Origin of the sequence: Microbacterium sp. LWS13-1.2 (assembly GCF_040144835.1) — a bacterium.
Classification (GTDB): Bacteria; Actinomycetota; Actinomycetes; order Actinomycetales; family Microbacteriaceae; genus Microbacterium.
This window is the reverse complement of the sequence record NZ_CP151632.1, coordinates 940,642-958,633: the sequence shown is the minus strand read 5'-3', so window position 1 is coordinate 958,633 and position 17,992 is coordinate 940,642. Positions and strand designations below refer to the sequence as shown.

The window sequence follows — 17,992 nt, the reverse complement described above, 5'->3', positions numbered from 1 at the left end:
ACCACCACTTCGTACGGATATGCAACCGTCTCGGCGGTCGCAGTCAGCAGCACCACGGGAGGTCGTCGGAATGTCGGTCGTCGAGCGGGTATCCGCGCTGGATGCGCGCCGTCCCCAGCGGGCCGACGCCGCGCGCAACTTCGACGCCCTGGTCGCCGCCGGGCGCGAGGCGTTCGCCGAGGAGGGCTCGGCCGCGTCCCTGGAAGACATCGCGCGTCGCGCCGGGGTCGGCATCGGCACGCTCTACCGCAACTTCCCGACCCGCGACGACCTGATCGAGACGCTCTACCTCGGCGAAGTCGATGCGCTCGCGCGCGCCGCCGATGAGGTCGCCGACCTCGAGCCCTGGGATGCGCTGCGCGCCTGGCTCGACCGCTTCGTGACGTACGTCGGCACGAAGCACGCGCTGCTGGACGGACTGAACCGCCGGTCTCCGGTGCTCGCCGAGTGTCGGACGATCATGCTGTCGGCCGGTGAGCCGCTGCTTGAGCGCGCACAGACGGCCGGCGACGTCGATCCCGACATCTCCATCGGCGACGTCGTCAAGCTCGTTTCAGGGGTCGCAGCCGTCGCCTCGTTCGACGACGAGGCTCAGCGCCAGCGCGTGCTCAACCTGGCGATCAACGCGATCCGCCGCTGATCTCGTACGACCGGCCTCACCTCCCACGTCGGCGATGCGGCCGGCCGGCTGATGTCAGGCGTGCAGCGCCTCGTTGAGTGTCACGCCGACGCCCGCACGCCGGACCGCCTCGACGGCACCCGTCAGCGAGTTGCGACGGAACAGCAGCCCGGCCACCCCCGACAGCTGGGCGCCCTTGACCGTCGTGGGCGAGCCGTCCGCGCGACCCGGCTCGTCCGCAAGCACCACCTTGGTGCCGGCGGTGACGTAGAGGCCCGCCTCGACCACGCAGTCGTCGCCCAGTGAGATGCCGATGCCGGCGTTCGCGCCGAGCAGCGTCCGCGCACCGACCGAGACCCTGTGCGTTCCCCCGCCGGACAGGGTGCCCATGATCGACGCGCCGCCGCCGATGTCGCTGCCGTCGCCGACGACGACGCCCTGCGAGATGCGGCCCTCGACCATACTCTGTCCGAGCGTGCCGGCGTTGAAGTTGACGAACCCTTCGTGCATGACCGTCGTGCCCGGTGAGAGGTAGGCGCCCAGGCGCACGCGCGAGGCGTCGGCGATCCGCACGCCCGGGGGCGTGACGTAGTCGAGCAGGCGCGGAAACTTGTCGAGACCCTGCACCTGGATCCCGTCGCGCGCGAGATAAGGGCGAAGCCTGGTCAGCGTGTCGGGATGAATCGGACCGGCGGTGGTCCAGGCGACGTTCGGCAGGTGCGCGAACACACCGTCGAGATTCACCTCATTGGGACGCACGAGCAGATGCGAGAGCGCGTGAAGACGGAGATACGCGTCCGGTGTCGACGAGGGCGGGGCGTCGAGGTCCGCCTCGACCGCGACGACGTCGACGGAGACGGCGCGACGGGGGTCGGCCACCGCGAGGTGGTCGAGCTGATCCGGCGCCAGCTGCGGATCGAACCCGAGCGGGATCCGTCCCGCGGAGGGGGAGGGGAACCACGTGTCGAGCACGGTTCCGTCTTCGGCGGTCGTCGCGAGGCCCACGCCCCACACCCATCGTTCTTCGGTCATGCCTCCACGCTAGCGCGGCCGGCCCGGCCCGGTTCCCGCGTGTTTCCGCGGATGCGGGGGTGCGACACGCCCGGGGTGTGGGCTGGATTCGACGGGTGGCCAGGTCGCACGTAAAGTATTACTTGTTCGCCCCAAAGGGTAGAGCGGAAGGCCGGAAGGCCTGGCTCCCCTCAAGCAGTGAACCACCCCATCTGAACTGCTCCTGGTGAGTATGCCGGTTTCGGATTAGGATGGGTTTCTTCCACTCTCGTGTGCGTCGGTCGGCGGTGTGGTGGGGTCTTGTGCCTCGCTGCGTCGGTTTGACAGGCGAAACGGCGTGTGTAAGATAGTGAAGTTGCCCAGCGGCGAAGGTTGAGAGACCGGAACGTTGGTGCGTCCGATCTTTGAGAACTCAACAGCGTGCACTTGTCAAATGCCAATTTTTGTATCCTCGCTGACCATTTGTTTGGTTGGTGGGGGTCCTTTTTGGATCAATTCATGGATGTCAGTTTGATATTCGTTTTTGGTCATGGTTGAACTCGCTGCTTCTTGTCCCTTTTTCCGGGGTGGGTTGCAGTATTCATTTTTTATGGAGAGTTTGATCCTGGCTCAGGATGAACGCTGGCGGCGTGCTTAACACATGCAAGTCGAACGGTGAAGCCCCGCTTGCGGGGTGGATCAGTGGCGAACGGGTGAGTAACACGTGAGCAACCTGCCCCTGACTCTGGGATAAGCGCTGGAAACGGCGTCTAATACTGGATACGAACCGCAGCCGCATGGCTCGTGGTTGGAAAGATTTTTTGGTTGGGGATGGGCTCGCGGCCTATCAGCTTGTTGGTGAGGTAATGGCTCACCAAGGCGTCGACGGGTAGCCGGCCTGAGAGGGTGACCGGCCACACTGGGACTGAGACACGGCCCAGACTCCTACGGGAGGCAGCAGTGGGGAATATTGCACAATGGGCGAAAGCCTGATGCAGCAACGCCGCGTGAGGGACGACGGCCTTCGGGTTGTAAACCTCTTTTAGCAAGGAAGAAGCGAAAGTGACGGTACTTGCAGAAAAAGCGCCGGCTAACTACGTGCCAGCAGCCGCGGTAATACGTAGGGCGCAAGCGTTATCCGGAATTATTGGGCGTAAAGAGCTCGTAGGCGGTTTGTCGCGTCTGCTGTGAAATCCCGAGGCTCAACCTCGGGCCTGCAGTGGGTACGGGCAGACTAGAGTGCGGTAGGGGAGATTGGAATTCCTGGTGTAGCGGTGGAATGCGCAGATATCAGGAGGAACACCGATGGCGAAGGCAGATCTCTGGGCCGTAACTGACGCTGAGGAGCGAAAGGGTGGGGAGCAAACAGGCTTAGATACCCTGGTAGTCCACCCCGTAAACGTTGGGAACTAGTTGTGGGGTCCTTTCCACGGATTCCGTGACGCAGCTAACGCATTAAGTTCCCCGCCTGGGGAGTACGGCCGCAAGGCTAAAACTCAAAGGAATTGACGGGGACCCGCACAAGCGGCGGAGCATGCGGATTAATTCGATGCAACGCGAAGAACCTTACCAAGGCTTGACATACACGAGAACACCCTAGAAATAGGGGACTCTTTGGACACTCGTGAACAGGTGGTGCATGGTTGTCGTCAGCTCGTGTCGTGAGATGTTGGGTTAAGTCCCGCAACGAGCGCAACCCTCGTTCTATGTTGCCAGCACGTAATGGTGGGAACTCATGGGATACTGCCGGGGTCAACTCGGAGGAAGGTGGGGATGACGTCAAATCATCATGCCCCTTATGTCTTGGGCTTCACGCATGCTACAATGGCCGGTACAAAGGGCTGCAATACCGTGAGGTGGAGCGAATCCCAAAAAGCCGGTCCCAGTTCGGATTGAGGTCTGCAACTCGACCTCATGAAGTCGGAGTCGCTAGTAATCGCAGATCAGCAACGCTGCGGTGAATACGTTCCCGGGTCTTGTACACACCGCCCGTCAAGTCATGAAAGTCGGTAACACCTGAAGCCGGTGGCCCAACCCTTGTGGAGGGAGCCGTCGAAGGTGGGATCGGTAATTAGGACTAAGTCGTAACAAGGTAGCCGTACCGGAAGGTGCGGCTGGATCACCTCCTTTCTAAGGAGCACCTGAATCCTCTTCGGGGGGTTCCAGGACCCAGTACCACACCGACTGTGTGTGGCTGGGGCTCAGGGTGGAACATTTGACATGGCATCAGCGCAGCTGGTTCCTACTAGTACGCCGCGTCTCTTCGGGGGTGTGGTTGGAGGGTGGGGGTTGGTGAGCGGGGTGCCTGCACGCTGTTGGGTCCTGAGGGACCGGACGCTGCTGCTTCGATCTTTCCTTTTGGGGAGGGTTGTGGTGGTGGGTTTGACTCTCTGGGCTTCCTGGTTGCCGGCTGTTGCCGGTGGGTGGGGGGTACCGCCCGTACTTTGAGAACTACACAGTGGACGCGAGCATCTTTTGGATCGGCCTTCGGGCTGGTTCATATTGATGATCTTAAAGATCATTAGTCAATTTCAGCCTGGACTTTATTGTCTGGGTTCGATTCTTGATGAAACTCATGTGATTTCAAGTCTTTAAGAGCAAACGGTGGATGCCTTGGCATCTGGAGCCGAAGAAGGACGTAGCAATCTGCGATAAGCCTCGGGGAACTGATAAGCAAGTTTTGATCCGAGGGTGTCCGAATGGGGAAACCCCGCCAGGGCGCGTGCGTACCTGGTGACTCCCGCCTGAATATATAGGGCGGGTAGAGGGAACGTGGGGAAGTGAAACATCTCAGTACCCACAGGAAGAGAAAACAACAGTGATTCCGTGAGTAGTGGCGAGCGAAATCGGATCAGGCTAAACCTTATGTGTGTGATATCCGGCAGGAGTTGCATGTGAGGGGTCGTGGGACTTTCCGGATCATTCTGCCGAGTGGTCGACGTGACAGAAGCGTATAGACGAACCGTCTTGAAAGGCGGGCCAGAGTGGGTGCCAGCCCCGTAGTCGAAATGCGTGTTCTGACGTGGAGAGTATCCCAAGTATCACGGGGCCCGAGAAATCCCGTGTGAATCTGTCAGGACCACCTGATAAGCCTAAATACTCCCAGATGACCGATAGCGGACAAGTACCGTGAGGGAAAGGTGAAAAGTACCCCGGGAGGGGAGTGAAATAGTACCTGAAACCGTTTGCTTACAAACCGTTGGAGCCTCCTTAGTAGGGGTGACAGCGTGCCTTTTGAAGAATGAGCCTGCGAGTTAGCGATATGTGGCGAGGTTAACCCGGGTGGGGTAGCCGTAGCGAAAGCGAGTCTGAATAGGGCGATTCAGTCGCATGTCCTAGACCCGAAGCGAAGTGATCTATCCATGGCCAGGCTGAAGCGACGGTAAGACGTCGTGGAGGGCCGAACCCACTTAGGTTGAAAACTGAGGGGATGAGCTGTGGATAGGGGTGAAAGGCCAATCAAACTTCGTGATAGCTGGTTCTCTCCGAAATGCATTTAGGTGCAGCGTTGCGTGTTTCTTGCCGGAGGTAGAGCTACTGGATGGCCGATGGGCCCTACAAGGTTACTGACGTCAGCCAAACTCCGAATGCCGGTAAGTGAGAGCGCAGCAGTGAGACTGTGGGGGATAAGCTTCATAGTCGAGAGGGAAACAACCCAGACCACCATCTAAGGTCCCTAAGCGCGTGCTAAGTGGGAAAGGATGTGGAGTTGCTTAGACAACCAGGAGGTTGGCTTAGAAGCAGCCACCCTTGAAAGAGTGCGTAATAGCTCACTGGTCAAGTGATTCCGCGCCGACAATGTAACGGGGCTCAAGCACGCCACCGAAGTTGTGGCATTGACATTATTGGTAGGCCTTCGTGGTCCAGCCGTGTTGATGGGTAGGAGAGCGTCGTGTGGCGAGTGAAGCGGCGGGGTGACCCAGCCGTGGACGCCACACGAGTGAGAATGCAGGCATGAGTAGCGAAAGACGTGTGAGAAACACGTCCTCCGAAAGACCAAGGGTTCCAGGGTCAAGCTAATCTTCCCTGGGTAAGTCGGGACCTAAGGCGAGGCCGACAGGCGTAGTCGATGGACAACGGGTTGATATTCCCGTACCGGCGAAGAACCGCCCAAACTAACCCAGTAGTGCTAAGTGTCTGAATCCCATTGACGGATCCCTTCGGGGTGATGCTGTGGGCCTAGCGCACGACCCCATTCTGGTGCGGTTAGCGTATTAACAGGTGTGACGCAGGAAGGTAGCCCATCCCGGGCGATGGTTGTCCCGGGGCAAGTGCGTAGGCCGAGTGGTAGGCAAATCCGCCACTCATGACGGCTGAGACACGATGCGGATGAAAAGTGGGTGATCCTATGCTGCCAAGAAAAGCATCGACGCGAGGTTCTAGCCGCCCGTACCCCAAACCGACTCAGGTGGTCAGGTAGAGAATACCAAGGAGATCGAGAGAATCGTGGTTAAGGAACTCGGCAAAATGCCCCCGTAACTTCGGGAGAAGGGGGGCCATCCACTTATATGAGCTTGCCTCAAAAAGGGTGTGGTGGCCGCAGAGACTAGTGGGTAGCGACTGTTTACTAAAAACACAGGTCCGTGCCAAGTCGCAAGACGATGTATACGGACTGACGCCTGCCCGGTGCTGGAAGGTTAAGAGGACCGGTTAGCCGCAAGGCGAAGCTGAGAATTTAAGCCCCAGTAAACGGCGGTGGTAACTATAACCATCCTAAGGTAGCGAAATTCCTTGTCGGGTAAGTTCCGACCTGCACGAATGGCGTAACGACTTCCCAACTGTCTCAACCGCGAACTCGGCGAAATTGCATTACGAGTAAAGATGCTCGTTACGCGCAGCAGGACGGAAAGACCCCGTGACCTTTACTACAGCTTGGTATTGGTGTTCGGTGTGGCTTGTGTAGGATAGGTGGGAGACTGTGAAGCGGATACGCCAGTATTCGTGGAGTCATTGTTGAAATACCACTCTGGTCACTCTGGATATCTAACTTCGAACCGTAATCCGGTTCAGGGACAGTGCCTGGTGGGTAGTTTAACTGGGGCGGTTGCCTCCCAAAAAGTAACGGAGGCGCCCAAAGGTTCCCTCAACCTGGTTGGCAATCAGGTGGCGAGTGTAAGTGCACAAGGGAGCTTGACTGTGAGACTGACAGGTCGAGCAGGGACGAAAGTCGGGACTAGTGATCCGGCAGTGGCTTGTGGAAGCGCTGTCGCTCAACGGATAAAAGGTACCTCGGGGATAACAGGCTGATCTTGCCCAAGAGTCCATATCGACGGCATGGTTTGGCACCTCGATGTCGGCTCGTCGCATCCTGGGGCTGGAGTAGGTCCCAAGGGTTGGGCTGTTCGCCCATTAAAGCGGTACGCGAGCTGGGTTTAGAACGTCGTGAGACAGTTCGGTCCCTATCCGCTGCGCGCGTAGGAAGTTTGAGAGGATCTGACCCTAGTACGAGAGGACCGGGTTGGACGAACCTCTGGTGTGCCAGTTGTACTGCCAAGTGCACCGCTGGTTAGCTACGTTCGGGATGGATAACCGCTGAAAGCATCTAAGCGGGAAGCCGGCCTCAAGATGAGACTTCCATACCTTCGGGTGAGAGGCTCCCAGCCAGACTACTGGGTTGATAGGCCAGATGTGGAAGCGCAGCAATGCGTGCAGCTGACTGGTACTAATAAGCCGATGACTTGATAACACACCGTTCATGGTGCTTGCGTCCACTGAGTGGTTCCCGATGTACGGTCGGGAACACAACAAAACATTGCTTTTCACGTTGTGAAGACTGAAACATCAAGAGAGTTTCGGCGGCCATAGCGAGAGGGAAACGCCCGGTCACATTCCGAACCCGGAAGCTAAGCCTCTCAGCGCCGATGGTACTGCAGGGGGGACCCTGTGGGAGAGTAGGACACCGCCGGACACCCATTCACGCAATGGCCACCCCTGATGGGGTGGCCATTGCGCGTTAACAGGGTGGATTGCCGACGCAGACCGCATCCAGGAGGATCGAAGAATGGCAGAGCAGGAGCCGCGCGACGACAGACGCGCGCCGAGCGAACGATCCGACGGGAAGCAGTCGCCGGCACGAGCCGACCGCAAGCCGTACCAGAAACGAGACGGCGACCGGAAGCCGTACCAGAAACGAGACGGCGACCGGAAGCCGTACCAGAAGCGCGAGGGTGATCGCCCGTCCGCAGCTCGCGATGGCGACCGTAAGCCGTACCAGAAGCGTGAGGGTGACCGTCCCTACGCAGCTCGCGATGGCGACCGTAAGCCGTATCAGAAGCGTGAGGGTGATCGTCCCTACGCAGCTCGTGATGGCGACCGGAGGCCGTATCAGAAGCGTGAGGGTGATCGTCCCTACGCAGCTCGTGATGGCGACCGTAAGCCGTATCAGAAGCGTGAGGGTGATCGTCCCTACGCAGCTCGTGATGGCGACCGGAGGCCGTATCAGAAGCGTGAGGGTGATCGTCCCTACGCAGCTCGTGATGGCGACCGTAACCCGTATCAGAAGCGTGACGGCGACCGCCCGTACGCTCCCCGTGACGGCGCGCGTTCGTACCCGCCGCGTGATGCCGGGGACCGCAAGCCCTACCAGAAGCGCGAGGGGGACCGCCCCTACGCTCCCCGCGATGGCGACCGTAAGCCGTATCAGAGGCGTGACGGTGACCGTCCGTACGCTCCTCGGGATGGCGAGCGTTCTTACACCCCGCGTGATGGCGGTGACCGCAAGCCTTATCAGAAGCGCGACGGCGACCGCCCCTACGCACCTCGTGACAGTGAGCGTTCCTACACGCCGCGCGACGGGGGAGACCGTAAGCGGTACCAGAAGCGCGACGGTGACCGCCCCTACGCACCTCGTGACAGTGAGCGTTCCTACACGCCGCGCGACGGGGGAGACCGTAAGCCGTACCAGAAGCGCGACGGCGACCGCCCCTACGTCCCCCGCGATGGCGGAGACCGTAAGCCGTACCAGAAGCGCGACGGCGACCGCCCCTACGCTCCCCGTGACGGTGAGCGTTCCTACACCCCGCGCGATGGCGGCGACCGCAAGCCGTACGAGCGCAGCGCTCGCCCGACCCGCGGCGGGGCGAACCGCCCCGATCGCGAGGTCCGCGAGGGTGAGATCCGACCGGTCCGTCCGCGGCACGACGACCCGTTCATCCCCGATGACGTCACCGCGCGCGACCTGCCGCCGGCGGCGCGCAACGAGCTGAAGACGCTGAGCAAGGAGAACGCCGACGAAGTCGCGCGCCACCTTGCGATGGCATCGGAGCTCATCGACGAGGATCCCGCGCTGGCGCACCAGCACGCGCTGTCGGCATCCCGCCGGGCCGGGCGCATCGCGGTCGTGCGCGAGACCCTCGCGATCACCGCCTACGCGACCGGCGACTTCGCCCTCGCTCTGCGCGAGCTGCGCACCTACCGGCGCATTTCCGGCCGCGACGACCAGATCGCACTCATGGTCGACAGCGAGCGCGGCGTCGGGCGCGCCGATCGTGCCCTCGAGGTGGGCCGCTCCGTCGACCGCGCCACGTTGGACACTCCCGTCCGCGTGGAGCTGGCGATCGCGATGTCAGGCGCTCGTCTCGACCTCGGCGAGCCCGAGCGCGCTCTCCAGGAGCTCGACATCCCCGAACTCGACCCCGATCGCGCCTTCGAATGGAGTCCGGGCCTGTTCGCCGCGCGAGCCGCGGTGCTCGAAGAGCTCGGTCGCACCGACGAGGCTGCGCAGTGGCACCGTCGTGCCGTCGTCGCCGGAGAGGCGATCGATGCGGCGACCGGTCTCGGCGATCTCGAGACGGTGCTCGTAGAAGAAGTCCTCGAGGAGGACGACGAGGACGAGTCGTTCGACGAGGTCGTGGATCTCGATGACGCGGAAGACGAGGCCGAGGACGAGTCGTTCGACGAGATCGTGGATCTCGATGAGCCCGAAGACGAGGCCGAGGACGAGTCGTCCGACGAGGTCGACGCTCTCGACGAATCCGAGCACGAGCTGGAATCCGAGCCCGAGCCCGAGGCCGACGATGAATTCGAGCCAGAGGTCGCTGCCGAACCCGAGTCCGAGCTGAGCCCTCAGGAGGAGCTCTCGGTCGCCGACGAGGTCGCCGAGATCCTCGAGGAGGCCGGCGTCGACGAGCCGCGGCACGAAGCCGACGCAAGCGCCGATGCGGAGGCGAACGCAGACACCGACGAGGCCGAGCGCTGATGGCGCTCTTCGGGAGGCGGGCGGCGACGCCCGCCCCGCTCGACGGTGTCGACGTCGTGCTCGCCGATCTCGACGGAGTCGTGTACGCCGGCGCGGGAGCGCTGCCGTACGCGGTCGAGAGTCTGAATCGCGCCCGGGACGGCCGATCCCTGGCCTACATCACGAACAACGCGGCGCGCACCGACGCGTCGGTGGCGGCGCACTTGAGCGAGCTCGGTCTGCAGACCGCCCCGCGGGATGTCGTCACCAGCCCGCAGGCCGCGATGCGATTGCTCGCAGAGAGGATCGCGCCCGGATCGACCGTGCTCGTCGTGGGCGGAGATGGTCTCGTGGTCGAGGTCGAGAAGGCCGGCTTCGTCGTGACACGGAGCGCCGACGACGCCCCGGCGGCCGTCGTGCAAGGGTTCGCCCCCGAGGTCGGGTGGACACAGCTCGCCGAAGCGGCGTTCGCCCTGAAGACTCCCGAGGAGGAGGGCGGGATCCCCTGGGTCGCCACCAACACCGACTGGACGATCCCGCAGTCACGCGGCATCGCTCCCGGCAACGGCACGCTCGTGTCCGCGGTGCACACAGCGGTGGGCCGGCTCGCCACCGTGGCCGGCAAGCCCGAGACGCCCATTTTCCAGGAGGCTGTGGCGCGGTTCGAGGCGCGGCATCCGCTGTTTCTGGGCGACCGCTTGGACACCGACATCCTCGGCGCGAATCGTGCGGGCATCGGGTCGGCGCTCGTGCTGACGGGTGTGGACAGACCCAAGCACGTGCTGGCGGCGCCGGAGAGTTCGCGGCCGACCTACATCCTCGGCGATCTTCGCGAACTTCATGAGCCGTACCCCGAGGTGCAGGTGAAGGACGGGGTCGCCACCGTGCGCGACGCGCGCGTCGCGATCGACGGTGCCGACATCCGCATTCTGAGCGAGGGGGACCGCGCGATCGACCTGGTGCGAGCGGGCGCCGCTGCCATCTGGTCGACAGGCCGTGCGATCTTCGGCTTCCGCGTGCCCGAGCGGCTGTACGCCGACCCGTTCCACCGGCCCTGACCGGTCACGGCCGCGTCGAATCCGGTCGACTGTCGCGGCGCCCCCGTATTCTGGGGGCATGGATCAGGCCAGCCAGCATGACGACGAGACGGGCGACCTCCTGTCGACCCTCGAGGTGATCGAGGCGCAGCCCCTGGCCACGCGGGCTGACGCGTACGACACGCTGCACGACACGCTCGCCCGTCGCCTCGAGGCGACGCCCGGCTCCCCGTCATGACGGGCCGGCTCGACGCCGCCCTGGCCGCCCGCGGTCTTGCGCGCTCGCGCACTCACGCCGCGACGCTCATCTCGGAAGGCCTCGTCACCGTCGACGGCCGCGCCGTGGTGAAGCCCTCGACGCCGGTGGGCGACGACAGCCGGATCGAGGTCGCCGGCGCCGATCACTACGTCAGCCGCGCGGCGCACAAGCTGATCGCCGGACTCGACGCGTTCGACGTCGACGTCCGCGGCCGTGTGGCGCTGGACATGGGCGCTTCCACCGGCGGGTTCACCCAAGTGCTCCGCGAACGCGGCGCCGAGCCCGTGATCGCGGTGGATGTCGGACACGGGCAGCTCGCCGCGTCCGTCGCCGGCGACCCCGGCGTCGTCTCGATCGAAGGATTCAACGTCCGCCACATGACTCCGGAATCGCTCGCCGAGGCGAGCGGTATGGCGCCGGCACCGTCGGTCATCACCGGCGACCTGTCGTTCATCTCGCTGTCCCACGTGCTGCCGGCGGCGACGGCTGTGGCGGCATCCGATGCCGATCTGGTACTCCTCGTGAAACCTCAGTTCGAGGTGGGGCGCACCGCGGTGAAGGGCGGCCTCGTCACCAACCCGGTGCTGCGCGCCGACGCCGTCGCGCGCGTGCTCTGGTCGGCGTGGGACACGGGACTCGGCACGTGCGGCATCGTCTCCTCCCCGATCGCGGGCACGCACGGCAATTCCGAGTTCATCGTCCACCTCGCGCCGGGCCGGGGGAGCAATCCGACAGAATGGTTGAGCACCGTGAACCGACTGGCGGGGAGCCGATGAACAACGCCGACGCACCGCACGACACGCAGGCTCACACGCAGACCGAGCGCAGCATCCTGGTGGTGGCGCACGCGCATCGTGCCGAGACGGTCACCGCCGCCGAGCGGGTCGTCGACGCACTGCGCGCGGCGGGTGCCCGGCCGGTGTTCGCTCCCGACGACGCGGAGGAGCTGCTGGCTGCGGGTTCCACGCTCGGCGATGTGGCGCTGCTCGGACGCGATGTGCCGGTCGGCGAGGTGGAGCTCGCGATCGTGCTGGGTGGTGACGGCACCATCCTGCGCGCCGCGGAGCTGGTGCGAGACGGACGCGCGCCCGTGCTGGGCATCAACATGGGCCACGTCGGCTTCCTCGCCGAGACCGAGCGCGACGACATGGACGAGGCCGTCCGCCGCGTCATCGCCCGCGAGTACGAGGTCGAGGAGCGCATGGCGCTACAGGTGCGGGTGAAGGACACCGTCGACTCCGTGATCTACGAGACGTGGGCGCTCAACGAGGCGACGGTCGAGAAGGCCAGCCGCGAGCGCATGCTCGAGGTGGTGGTCGAGATCGACGGGCGTCCGCTGTCGACGTTCGGCTGCGACGGCATGGTCGTGTCGACGCCCACCGGGTCGACCGCCTACAACTTCTCCGCGGGCGGTCCGGTCATCTGGCCGACCGTCGAGGCGATCGCCGTGGTGCCGCTGTCGGCGCATGCGCTCTTCGCCAAGCCGCTCGTGGTGGGACCGGAGCATTCGGTGGCGATCGAGGTGCTCGAGCGCACGAACGGCACGGGCATCCTGTGGTGCGACGGCCGGCGGTCGCACGACCTGCCGCCCGGCGCCCGCGTCGTCGTGCGTCGCTCGGAGCGTCCGGTGCGCCTGGCGCGCCTGCATCCCGCACAGTTCACGGATCGCCTCGTGCGCAAGTTCCGCCTTCCGGTCGAGGGCTGGCGCGGCCCGGCCGCGATCGCCGGCGTCCTGCCCGTCTCATCCGAGGTCGCACCGTGATCGAGGAGATGCGCCTGCGCGACCTCGGCGTGATCGCCGAGGCGACGCTGCCCATCGGCGCCGGCTTCACCGCGATCACGGGGGAGACCGGCGCGGGCAAGACGATGGTCGTCACCGGCCTGGGTCTGCTGCTCGGCCAGCGGGCCGACTCCGGCGCCGTGCGTGCCGGCGCCTCGCAGGCCACGGTCGACGGCGTATGGATCGTGCCCGAGGACGGACCGGTCGCCGCACGCGTGCGCGAGGCGGGCGGCGACGTTGAGCCCATCGGCGGCGGCCGCGCCGAGCTCTACATCGGCCGCTCGATCTCGAGCGAGGGGCGCGGCCGGGCCTCCGTCGGCGGACGCGCGGCGCCGGCCGGGGTGCTCGCCGACCTCGCCGACGAGCTCGTGGTGGTGCACGGGCAGTCCGACCAGCTGCGCCTGCGTTCGGCGTCGGCGCAGCGCGACGCGCTCGACAGGTTCGGCGGCGAGGCGGTCCACACCGCGCGAGGCAGGTACCGACGGGCGTTCGAGCACTGGCGCGCGATCGATCGCGAGCTGTCGCAACTCACTGACGAGCGCGATGCGCGTGCCCGTGAAGCCCAGGACCTGCGGGCGCAGCTGGCCGAGATCGAGCAGGCGGCCCCGCAGCCGGGTGAGGACACCGAGCTCGCCGCGCGCGCCGAGCGGCTGGCGAACGCCGAAGAGCTGCGGGTCGCCGCCGCGACCGCGCACGACGGCCTCTCGGGCGAGGGCGACGAGCCCGACGCCGCCGCGCTGCTGGCCGAGTCCCGCCGCGTTCTCGAGCGCGTGCACGATCCGGTGCTCGAAGAGCTCGCGGGTCAGCTGGCCGACCTCGGCTATCGCGTCGCCGACGTCGCCGCCGCACTCGCCGGCTATCTCGCCGACCTCGACGAGTCCGGCCCGCACGAGCTCGCCGCCGTCGAGGAGCGTCGCGCGGTGCTGGCGGGGCTCGTCCGCGCGCACGGCACGCTCGACGCCGCGATCGAGCTGCTCGACACCGGCTCCTCGCGCCTGGCAGAGCTGGACGACGACTCCGATCGGATCGAACGGCTGACCGAGGAGCGGGATGCCGCGGCCGCCGCTCTCGACGAGACCGCCGCCGTGCTCACCGCCGCGAGAACCGAGGCGGCGTCGCGTCTGGGTTCCGCCGTCACGGCCGAGCTGCGTGCCCTCGCGATGCCCGATGCCCGCCTCGAGGTCGCGGTCACCGCCGGCGCCGAGACGGCGTCGGGGCGCGACGACGTTTCGATCTTGCTGGCCCCGCACCCGGGTGCCGAGCCGCGCGCGGTCTCGCGCGGTGCGAGCGGCGGAGAGCTGAGCCGCGTCATGCTCGCCATCGAGGTCGTGATCGCCGCTGTCGACCCGGTGCCGACGTTCGTCTTCGACGAGGTGGATGCCGGCATCGGCGGCGCCGCGGCGATCGAGGTGGGCCGGCGTCTGGCCCGCCTGTCGGAGTCCTCGCAGGTGATCGCGGTCACCCATCTCGCACAGGTCGCGGCGTTCGCCGCCAACCATCTGACCGTCGTGAAGGCGAACGACGGCTTGGTGACGGCATCCGATGTCCGTCGCCTGGAAGGAGCCGACCGCGAGGCCGAGATGGCCCGCCTGCTGTCGGGCATGCCCGACTCGGATGCCGCCCTGACCCATGCGCGCGAGTTGCTGAGCTTGCGCACCGAAGTCGACTGAGATCCGTCGCCTGCTCCGCGTGTCCTCAGCTTCTGCGAAGCTCATCGAAATACAGCCTGATAGGATAAAAGCCCGTGATGCAGACTTCTGGTTCTTCCCGCGGCGACAGTTCGAACGACACCACCAAGCACATCTTCGTGACGGGTGGTGTCGTTTCCTCTTTGGGCAAGGGCCTCACCGCCGCGAGCCTCGGGAACCTCCTCACGGCGCGCGGCCTGCACGTCGTGATGCAGAAGCTCGACCCGTACCTGAACGTGGATCCGGGCACGATGAACCCGTTCCAGCACGGCGAGGTCTTCGTGACCGACGACGGCGCCGAGACCGATCTCGACATCGGCCACTACGAGCGCTTCCTCGACATCGAGCTGAGCCAGGCGGCGAACGTCACGACGGGCCAGATCTACTCGCAGGTGATCGCGAAGGAGCGCCGCGGCGAGTATCTCGGCGACACCGTGCAGGTGATCCCGCACATCACCGACGAGATCAAGCGCCGCATGCGTCTGCAGGCGGACGCGGCGCCCAAGCCCGACGTCATCATCACCGAGATCGGCGGCACCGTCGGCGACATCGAGTCGCAGCCGTTCATCGAGTCGGCCCGTCAGATCCGTCATGAGCTCGGCCGTAGCAATGTCTTCTTCGTGCATGTGTCGCTCGTCCCGTTCATGGGCGCGTCCGGCGAGCAGAAGACCAAGCCCACCCAGCACTCGGTGGCGGCGCTGCGCTCCATCGGCATCCAGCCCGACGCGCTCGTGCTCCGCAGCGACCGACCTGTGACCGAGGCCAACAAGCGCAAGATCGCGCTGATGTGCGACGTCGACGAGGACGCGGTCGTCAATAACATCGATGCGGCAAGCATCTACGACATCCCGTCGATGCTGAACGAGCAGGGCCTCGACGAGTACATCGTCCGCTTCCTCGGGCTGTCGCGGGCGGCCGACGTTGACTGGTCGCGCTGGCAGCGCGTCCTGAGCGCCGTGCACAATCCGAAGCACGAGGTCACGATCGGCCTGGTCGGCAAGTACATCGATCTGCCGGACGCCTACCTCTCGGTGACCGAGGCGCTCAAGGCGGGCGGGTTCGCGCAGGAGACGCACGTCAACATCCGCTGGATCCCGTCCGACGAGTGCGAGACGCCGGAGGGGGCGGCCAAGGCGCTCGCGCCGCTCGACGGCATCGTGATCCCGGGCGGGTTCGGCATCCGCGGCATCGAGGGCAAGATCGGCGCGCTCAAGTTCGCGCGCGAGCAGGGCATCCCGACGCTCGGCATCTGCCTCGGCCTGCAGTGCATCGTCATCGAGTACGCGCGTCACGTCGCCGGCATCGCCGACGCGTCGTCGAGCGAGTTCGACCCCGACACCGAGCACCCGGTGATCGCGACGATGGAGGAGCAGGTCGACATCCTCGACCACGGCGACCTCGGCGGCACGATGCGCCTCGGCCTCTACCCGGCCGACCTTACCGAGGGCTCCATCGCGGCCGAGGTGTACGGCGCGACCCGCGCCTCCGAGCGCCACCGCCACCGCTACGAGGTCAACAACCGCTACCGCGACCGCATCGCCGAGGCCGGGCTGGTGTTCTCGGGCATCAACCCCGACCTCGACCTCGTCGAGTACGTCGAGCTGCCGCGCGACGTCCACCCGTACTACATCGCGACGCAGGCGCACCCCGAGCTGCGCTCGCGTCCCACCGACGCCAACCCGCTGTTCCGCGGACTGGTGGGCGCGGCGCTCGAGCGTCATCGCGCGAGCGAGCTGTTCGAGGTGGAGCCGTTCGATGAGCTCGCGGGGCGGTGACGTGACGGACGATCGGATGCCGCAGCCCGGCGCTCCCGCGAGGCCCACGGCGGCGCTTCTCGCGGACGAGCCCGTCGACGCCGCGGTCCTCGAGAGCGAGCTGGTCTACGAGGGCCGCGTGTGGGACGTGCGCAGCGACACCGTCGCGTATGGCGACGGGCAGATCGTGCGCCAGTACGTCGACCATCCGGGGGCTGCCGCCGTCGTCGCTGTCGAGGACGGCCGGGTGCTGCTGATCCAGCAGTACCGGCATCCGATCCGCCTGCGCGATTGGGAGATCCCGGCGGGGCTGCTCGACATCGCGGGGGAGTCGCCCCTCGAGACCGCACGTCGCGAGCTCGCGGAGGAGGCAGACCTGGTCGCCTCGTCGTGGGAGCCGCTGGTGAGCATCTTCACGACCCCCGGCGGGAACGACGAGATCGTCCACCTGTTCCTCGCCCGCGACCTGGCGCCCGCCGACGACGTGCACGCGCGCGAGGACGAGGAGGCCGACATCCGCCTCGAGTGGGTGCCGCTCGCCGACGCCGTGGCCGGCATCTTCGCCGGACGGCTGCGCAACGGCATCCTCGCCGTCGGCGTCCTGGCCGCCGCGGAGCGGCTCCGCGGCGCGAAGGAGGACCCGGGCGCGTGAAGTGAAGACGGCCTGACATGAGAATCGATCGCGCGGTCGACGCCTACCTGCGCCATGTCGCCATCGAGCGCGGCCTGTCGGAGAACACCGTCGCGGCATACCGGCGCGATCTCTCGGGCTATGCGCAGTGGCTGCGCGAGCAGGGCATCGACGACACGGCCGCGGTCACCTCGGTGACGCTCGCCAGCTTCGTCGCCGACAGGGCGGCCGGGCAGTCCCCGATCGCGGCATCGTCGCTGGCGCGCCTGCAGTCGTCGGTGCGGGGGCTGCACCGCTTCCTCGCGCGGGAGGGCATCGAGCCGGCCGATCCGTCGATGAACCTGCGTCCGCCGAAGCAGGCGCGACGGCTTCCGAAGGCGCTCACCATCGAGCAGGTCGAGTCGCTGCTGGATGCCTCGGGCCCGGCGCCATCGACCGACGCCGACGTGGCGGGCGCCGCGGGCGGGGCGCCGGGGGATCTGCTCGCGACGCGGGATCGCGCCCTCCTGGAGCTGCTGTACGCGACGGGGGCGCGGGTGTCGGAGATCGTGCAGCTCGACGTCGACGACGTCGCGCACGGAGACGTGCTGCGTGTGCGCGGCAAGGGCTCGAAGGAGCGGATCGTCCCGGTCGGCTCGTACGCTCGCGCGGCCGTCGATGCCTATCTCACACGCGCCCGCCCCGAGCTGTCGCTGCGCGGACGCGCGACGCCGAAGCTGTTCCTCGGAGCGCGAGGAGCTCCGCTGTCGCGCCAGAGCGCCTGGCTGATCATCCAGTCCGCTGCCGAGCGCGCGCACCTCACCGCGCACGTCTCGCCGCACACCCTGCGGCATTCGTTCGCCACCCATCTGCTGCAGGGCGGTGCCGACGTCCGCGTCGTGCAGGAGCTCCTCGGTCATGCCTCCGTGGCGACGACGCAGATCTACACCTACGTGTCGGTCGACGCGCTGCGCGACGTCTACGCCACGTCGCATCCGCGGGCACGTTAACGATTTCTCATGGAGTTCGAAACTCCGCCAGACTGTGCGATCGGGGATCCGCCACCCGGGCGGACCACC

The 17,992-nt window shown here is 65.7% G+C and carries 12 protein-coding genes and 3 rRNA genes; 13 read left to right on the top strand and 2 right to left on the bottom strand.

The features are described from left to right. Positions 1 to 70: 70 nt before the first annotated feature. Positions 71 to 640, top strand: coding sequence for a helix-turn-helix domain-containing protein (locus tag MRBLWS13_RS04655; RefSeq protein ID WP_349427869.1), 570 nt, complete (start codon positions 71 to 73; stop codon positions 638 to 640). Positions 641 to 694: 54 nt separating this feature from the next. Here the strand turns inward: MRBLWS13_RS04655 and dapD are convergent, their stop codons facing one another. Beyond that, positions 695 to 1,651, bottom strand: a complete 957-nt coding sequence (gene dapD, locus MRBLWS13_RS04650; RefSeq protein ID WP_349427868.1) for a 2,3,4,5-tetrahydropyridine-2,6-dicarboxylate N-succinyltransferase — start codon at positions 1,649 to 1,651, stop codon at positions 695 to 697. Between the two features lie 565 nt (positions 1,652 to 2,216). Here dapD and MRBLWS13_RS04645 point away from each other — a divergent pair. The 3 genes from MRBLWS13_RS04645 to rrf all read left to right on the top strand — a co-directional run bounded on the left by MRBLWS13_RS04645 (position 2,217) and on the right by rrf (position 7,517). Further along, a 16S ribosomal RNA gene (locus MRBLWS13_RS04645) occupies positions 2,217 to 3,739 on the top strand. A 451-nt stretch (positions 3,740 to 4,190) separates the two neighbouring features. Beyond that, a 23S ribosomal RNA gene (locus MRBLWS13_RS04640) occupies positions 4,191 to 7,295 on the top strand. A 105-nt stretch (positions 7,296 to 7,400) separates the two neighbouring features. Next, positions 7,401 to 7,517, top strand: a 5S ribosomal RNA gene (gene rrf, locus MRBLWS13_RS04635). The 16S, 23S and 5S rRNA genes sit together here, the layout of an rRNA operon. A gap of 45 nt (positions 7,518 to 7,562) precedes the next feature. Here rrf and MRBLWS13_RS04630 read toward each other — a convergent pair. Next, on the bottom strand, positions 7,563 to 8,855 hold the full coding sequence (locus tag MRBLWS13_RS04630) for a hypothetical protein (protein ID WP_349427867.1): 1,293 nt from the start codon (positions 8,853 to 8,855) through the stop codon (positions 7,563 to 7,565). 6 nt (positions 8,856 to 8,861) lie between these two features. Here MRBLWS13_RS04630 and MRBLWS13_RS04625 point away from each other — a divergent pair, with 6 nt between their 5' ends. The 9 genes from MRBLWS13_RS04625 (at position 8,862) to xerD (ending at position 17,923) form a co-directional block, all read left to right on the top strand. Then, a complete protein-coding gene (locus MRBLWS13_RS04625; protein WP_349427866.1) occupies positions 8,862 to 9,806 on the top strand; it encodes a hypothetical protein in 945 nt (314 codons plus the stop codon). Then, on the top strand, positions 9,806 to 10,843 hold the full coding sequence (locus MRBLWS13_RS04620) for an HAD-IIA family hydrolase (protein WP_349427865.1): 1,038 nt from the start codon (positions 9,806 to 9,808) through the stop codon (positions 10,841 to 10,843). Before MRBLWS13_RS04625 ends, MRBLWS13_RS04620 begins: the two co-directional genes overlap by 1 nt. A gap of 58 nt (positions 10,844 to 10,901) precedes the next feature. Then, entirely contained in the window at positions 10,902 to 11,060 is a 159-nt protein-coding gene (locus MRBLWS13_RS04615; protein WP_349427864.1) for a hypothetical protein, read from the top strand. Further along, positions 11,057 to 11,857 carry a TlyA family RNA methyltransferase gene (locus MRBLWS13_RS04610; RefSeq protein ID WP_349427863.1) on the top strand — a complete coding sequence of 267 codons (801 nt, stop codon included), beginning with the start codon at positions 11,057 to 11,059 and terminating at the stop codon, positions 11,855 to 11,857. The genes MRBLWS13_RS04615 and MRBLWS13_RS04610 overlap by 4 nt, the downstream gene beginning before the upstream one ends. Next, positions 11,854 to 12,843: an NAD kinase gene (locus MRBLWS13_RS04605; protein ID WP_349427862.1), complete on the top strand. Its 990-nt coding sequence runs from the start codon at positions 11,854 to 11,856 to the stop codon at positions 12,841 to 12,843. The genes MRBLWS13_RS04610 and MRBLWS13_RS04605 overlap by 4 nt, the downstream gene beginning before the upstream one ends. Continuing rightward, entirely contained in the window at positions 12,840 to 14,531 is a 1,692-nt protein-coding gene (gene recN, locus MRBLWS13_RS04600) for a DNA repair protein RecN (protein WP_349427861.1), read from the top strand. Before MRBLWS13_RS04605 ends, recN begins: the two co-directional genes overlap by 4 nt. 77 nt (positions 14,532 to 14,608) lie before the next feature. Next, positions 14,609 to 16,324 carry a CTP synthase gene (locus tag MRBLWS13_RS04595; protein ID WP_349428983.1) on the top strand — a complete coding sequence of 572 codons (1,716 nt, stop codon included), beginning with the start codon at positions 14,609 to 14,611 and terminating at the stop codon, positions 16,322 to 16,324. Positions 16,325 to 16,340: 16 nt separating this feature from the next. Continuing rightward, on the top strand, positions 16,341 to 16,955 hold the full coding sequence (locus MRBLWS13_RS04590; protein WP_349428982.1) for an NUDIX hydrolase: 615 nt from the start codon (positions 16,341 to 16,343) through the stop codon (positions 16,953 to 16,955). Positions 16,956 to 16,972: 17 nt separating this feature from the next. After that, a complete protein-coding gene (xerD, locus tag MRBLWS13_RS04585) occupies positions 16,973 to 17,923 on the top strand; it encodes a site-specific tyrosine recombinase XerD (RefSeq protein ID WP_349427860.1) in 951 nt (316 codons plus the stop codon). The last annotated feature ends 69 nt before the right edge of the window (positions 17,924 to 17,992 follow it).

What these genes read in the sequence shown, in the direction of transcription:
- MRBLWS13_RS04590 (WP_349428982.1), top strand. Translation starts at nt 16,341, where the DNA reads ATGCCGCAGCCCGGCGCTCCCGCGAGGCCCACGGCGGCGCTTCTCGCG.
- MRBLWS13_RS04595 (WP_349428983.1), top strand. Translation starts at nt 14,609, where the DNA reads ATGCAGACTTCTGGTTCTTCCCGCGGCGACAGTTCGAACGACACCACC.
- dapD (WP_349427868.1), bottom strand. Translation starts at nt 1,651, where the DNA reads ATGACCGAAGAACGATGGGTGTGGGGCGTGGGCCTCGCGACGACCGCC.
- MRBLWS13_RS04605 (WP_349427862.1), top strand. Translation starts at nt 11,854, where the DNA reads ATGAACAACGCCGACGCACCGCACGACACGCAGGCTCACACGCAGACC.
- MRBLWS13_RS04625 (WP_349427866.1), top strand. Translation starts at nt 8,862, where the DNA reads ATGGCATCGGAGCTCATCGACGAGGATCCCGCGCTGGCGCACCAGCAC.
- MRBLWS13_RS04615 (WP_349427864.1), top strand. Translation starts at nt 10,902, where the DNA reads ATGGATCAGGCCAGCCAGCATGACGACGAGACGGGCGACCTCCTGTCG.
- xerD (WP_349427860.1), top strand. Translation starts at nt 16,973, where the DNA reads ATGAGAATCGATCGCGCGGTCGACGCCTACCTGCGCCATGTCGCCATC.
- MRBLWS13_RS04655 (WP_349427869.1), top strand. Translation starts at nt 71, where the DNA reads ATGTCGGTCGTCGAGCGGGTATCCGCGCTGGATGCGCGCCGTCCCCAG.
- MRBLWS13_RS04620 (WP_349427865.1), top strand. Translation starts at nt 9,806, where the DNA reads ATGGCGCTCTTCGGGAGGCGGGCGGCGACGCCCGCCCCGCTCGACGGT.
- MRBLWS13_RS04610 (WP_349427863.1), top strand. Translation starts at nt 11,057, where the DNA reads ATGACGGGCCGGCTCGACGCCGCCCTGGCCGCCCGCGGTCTTGCGCGC.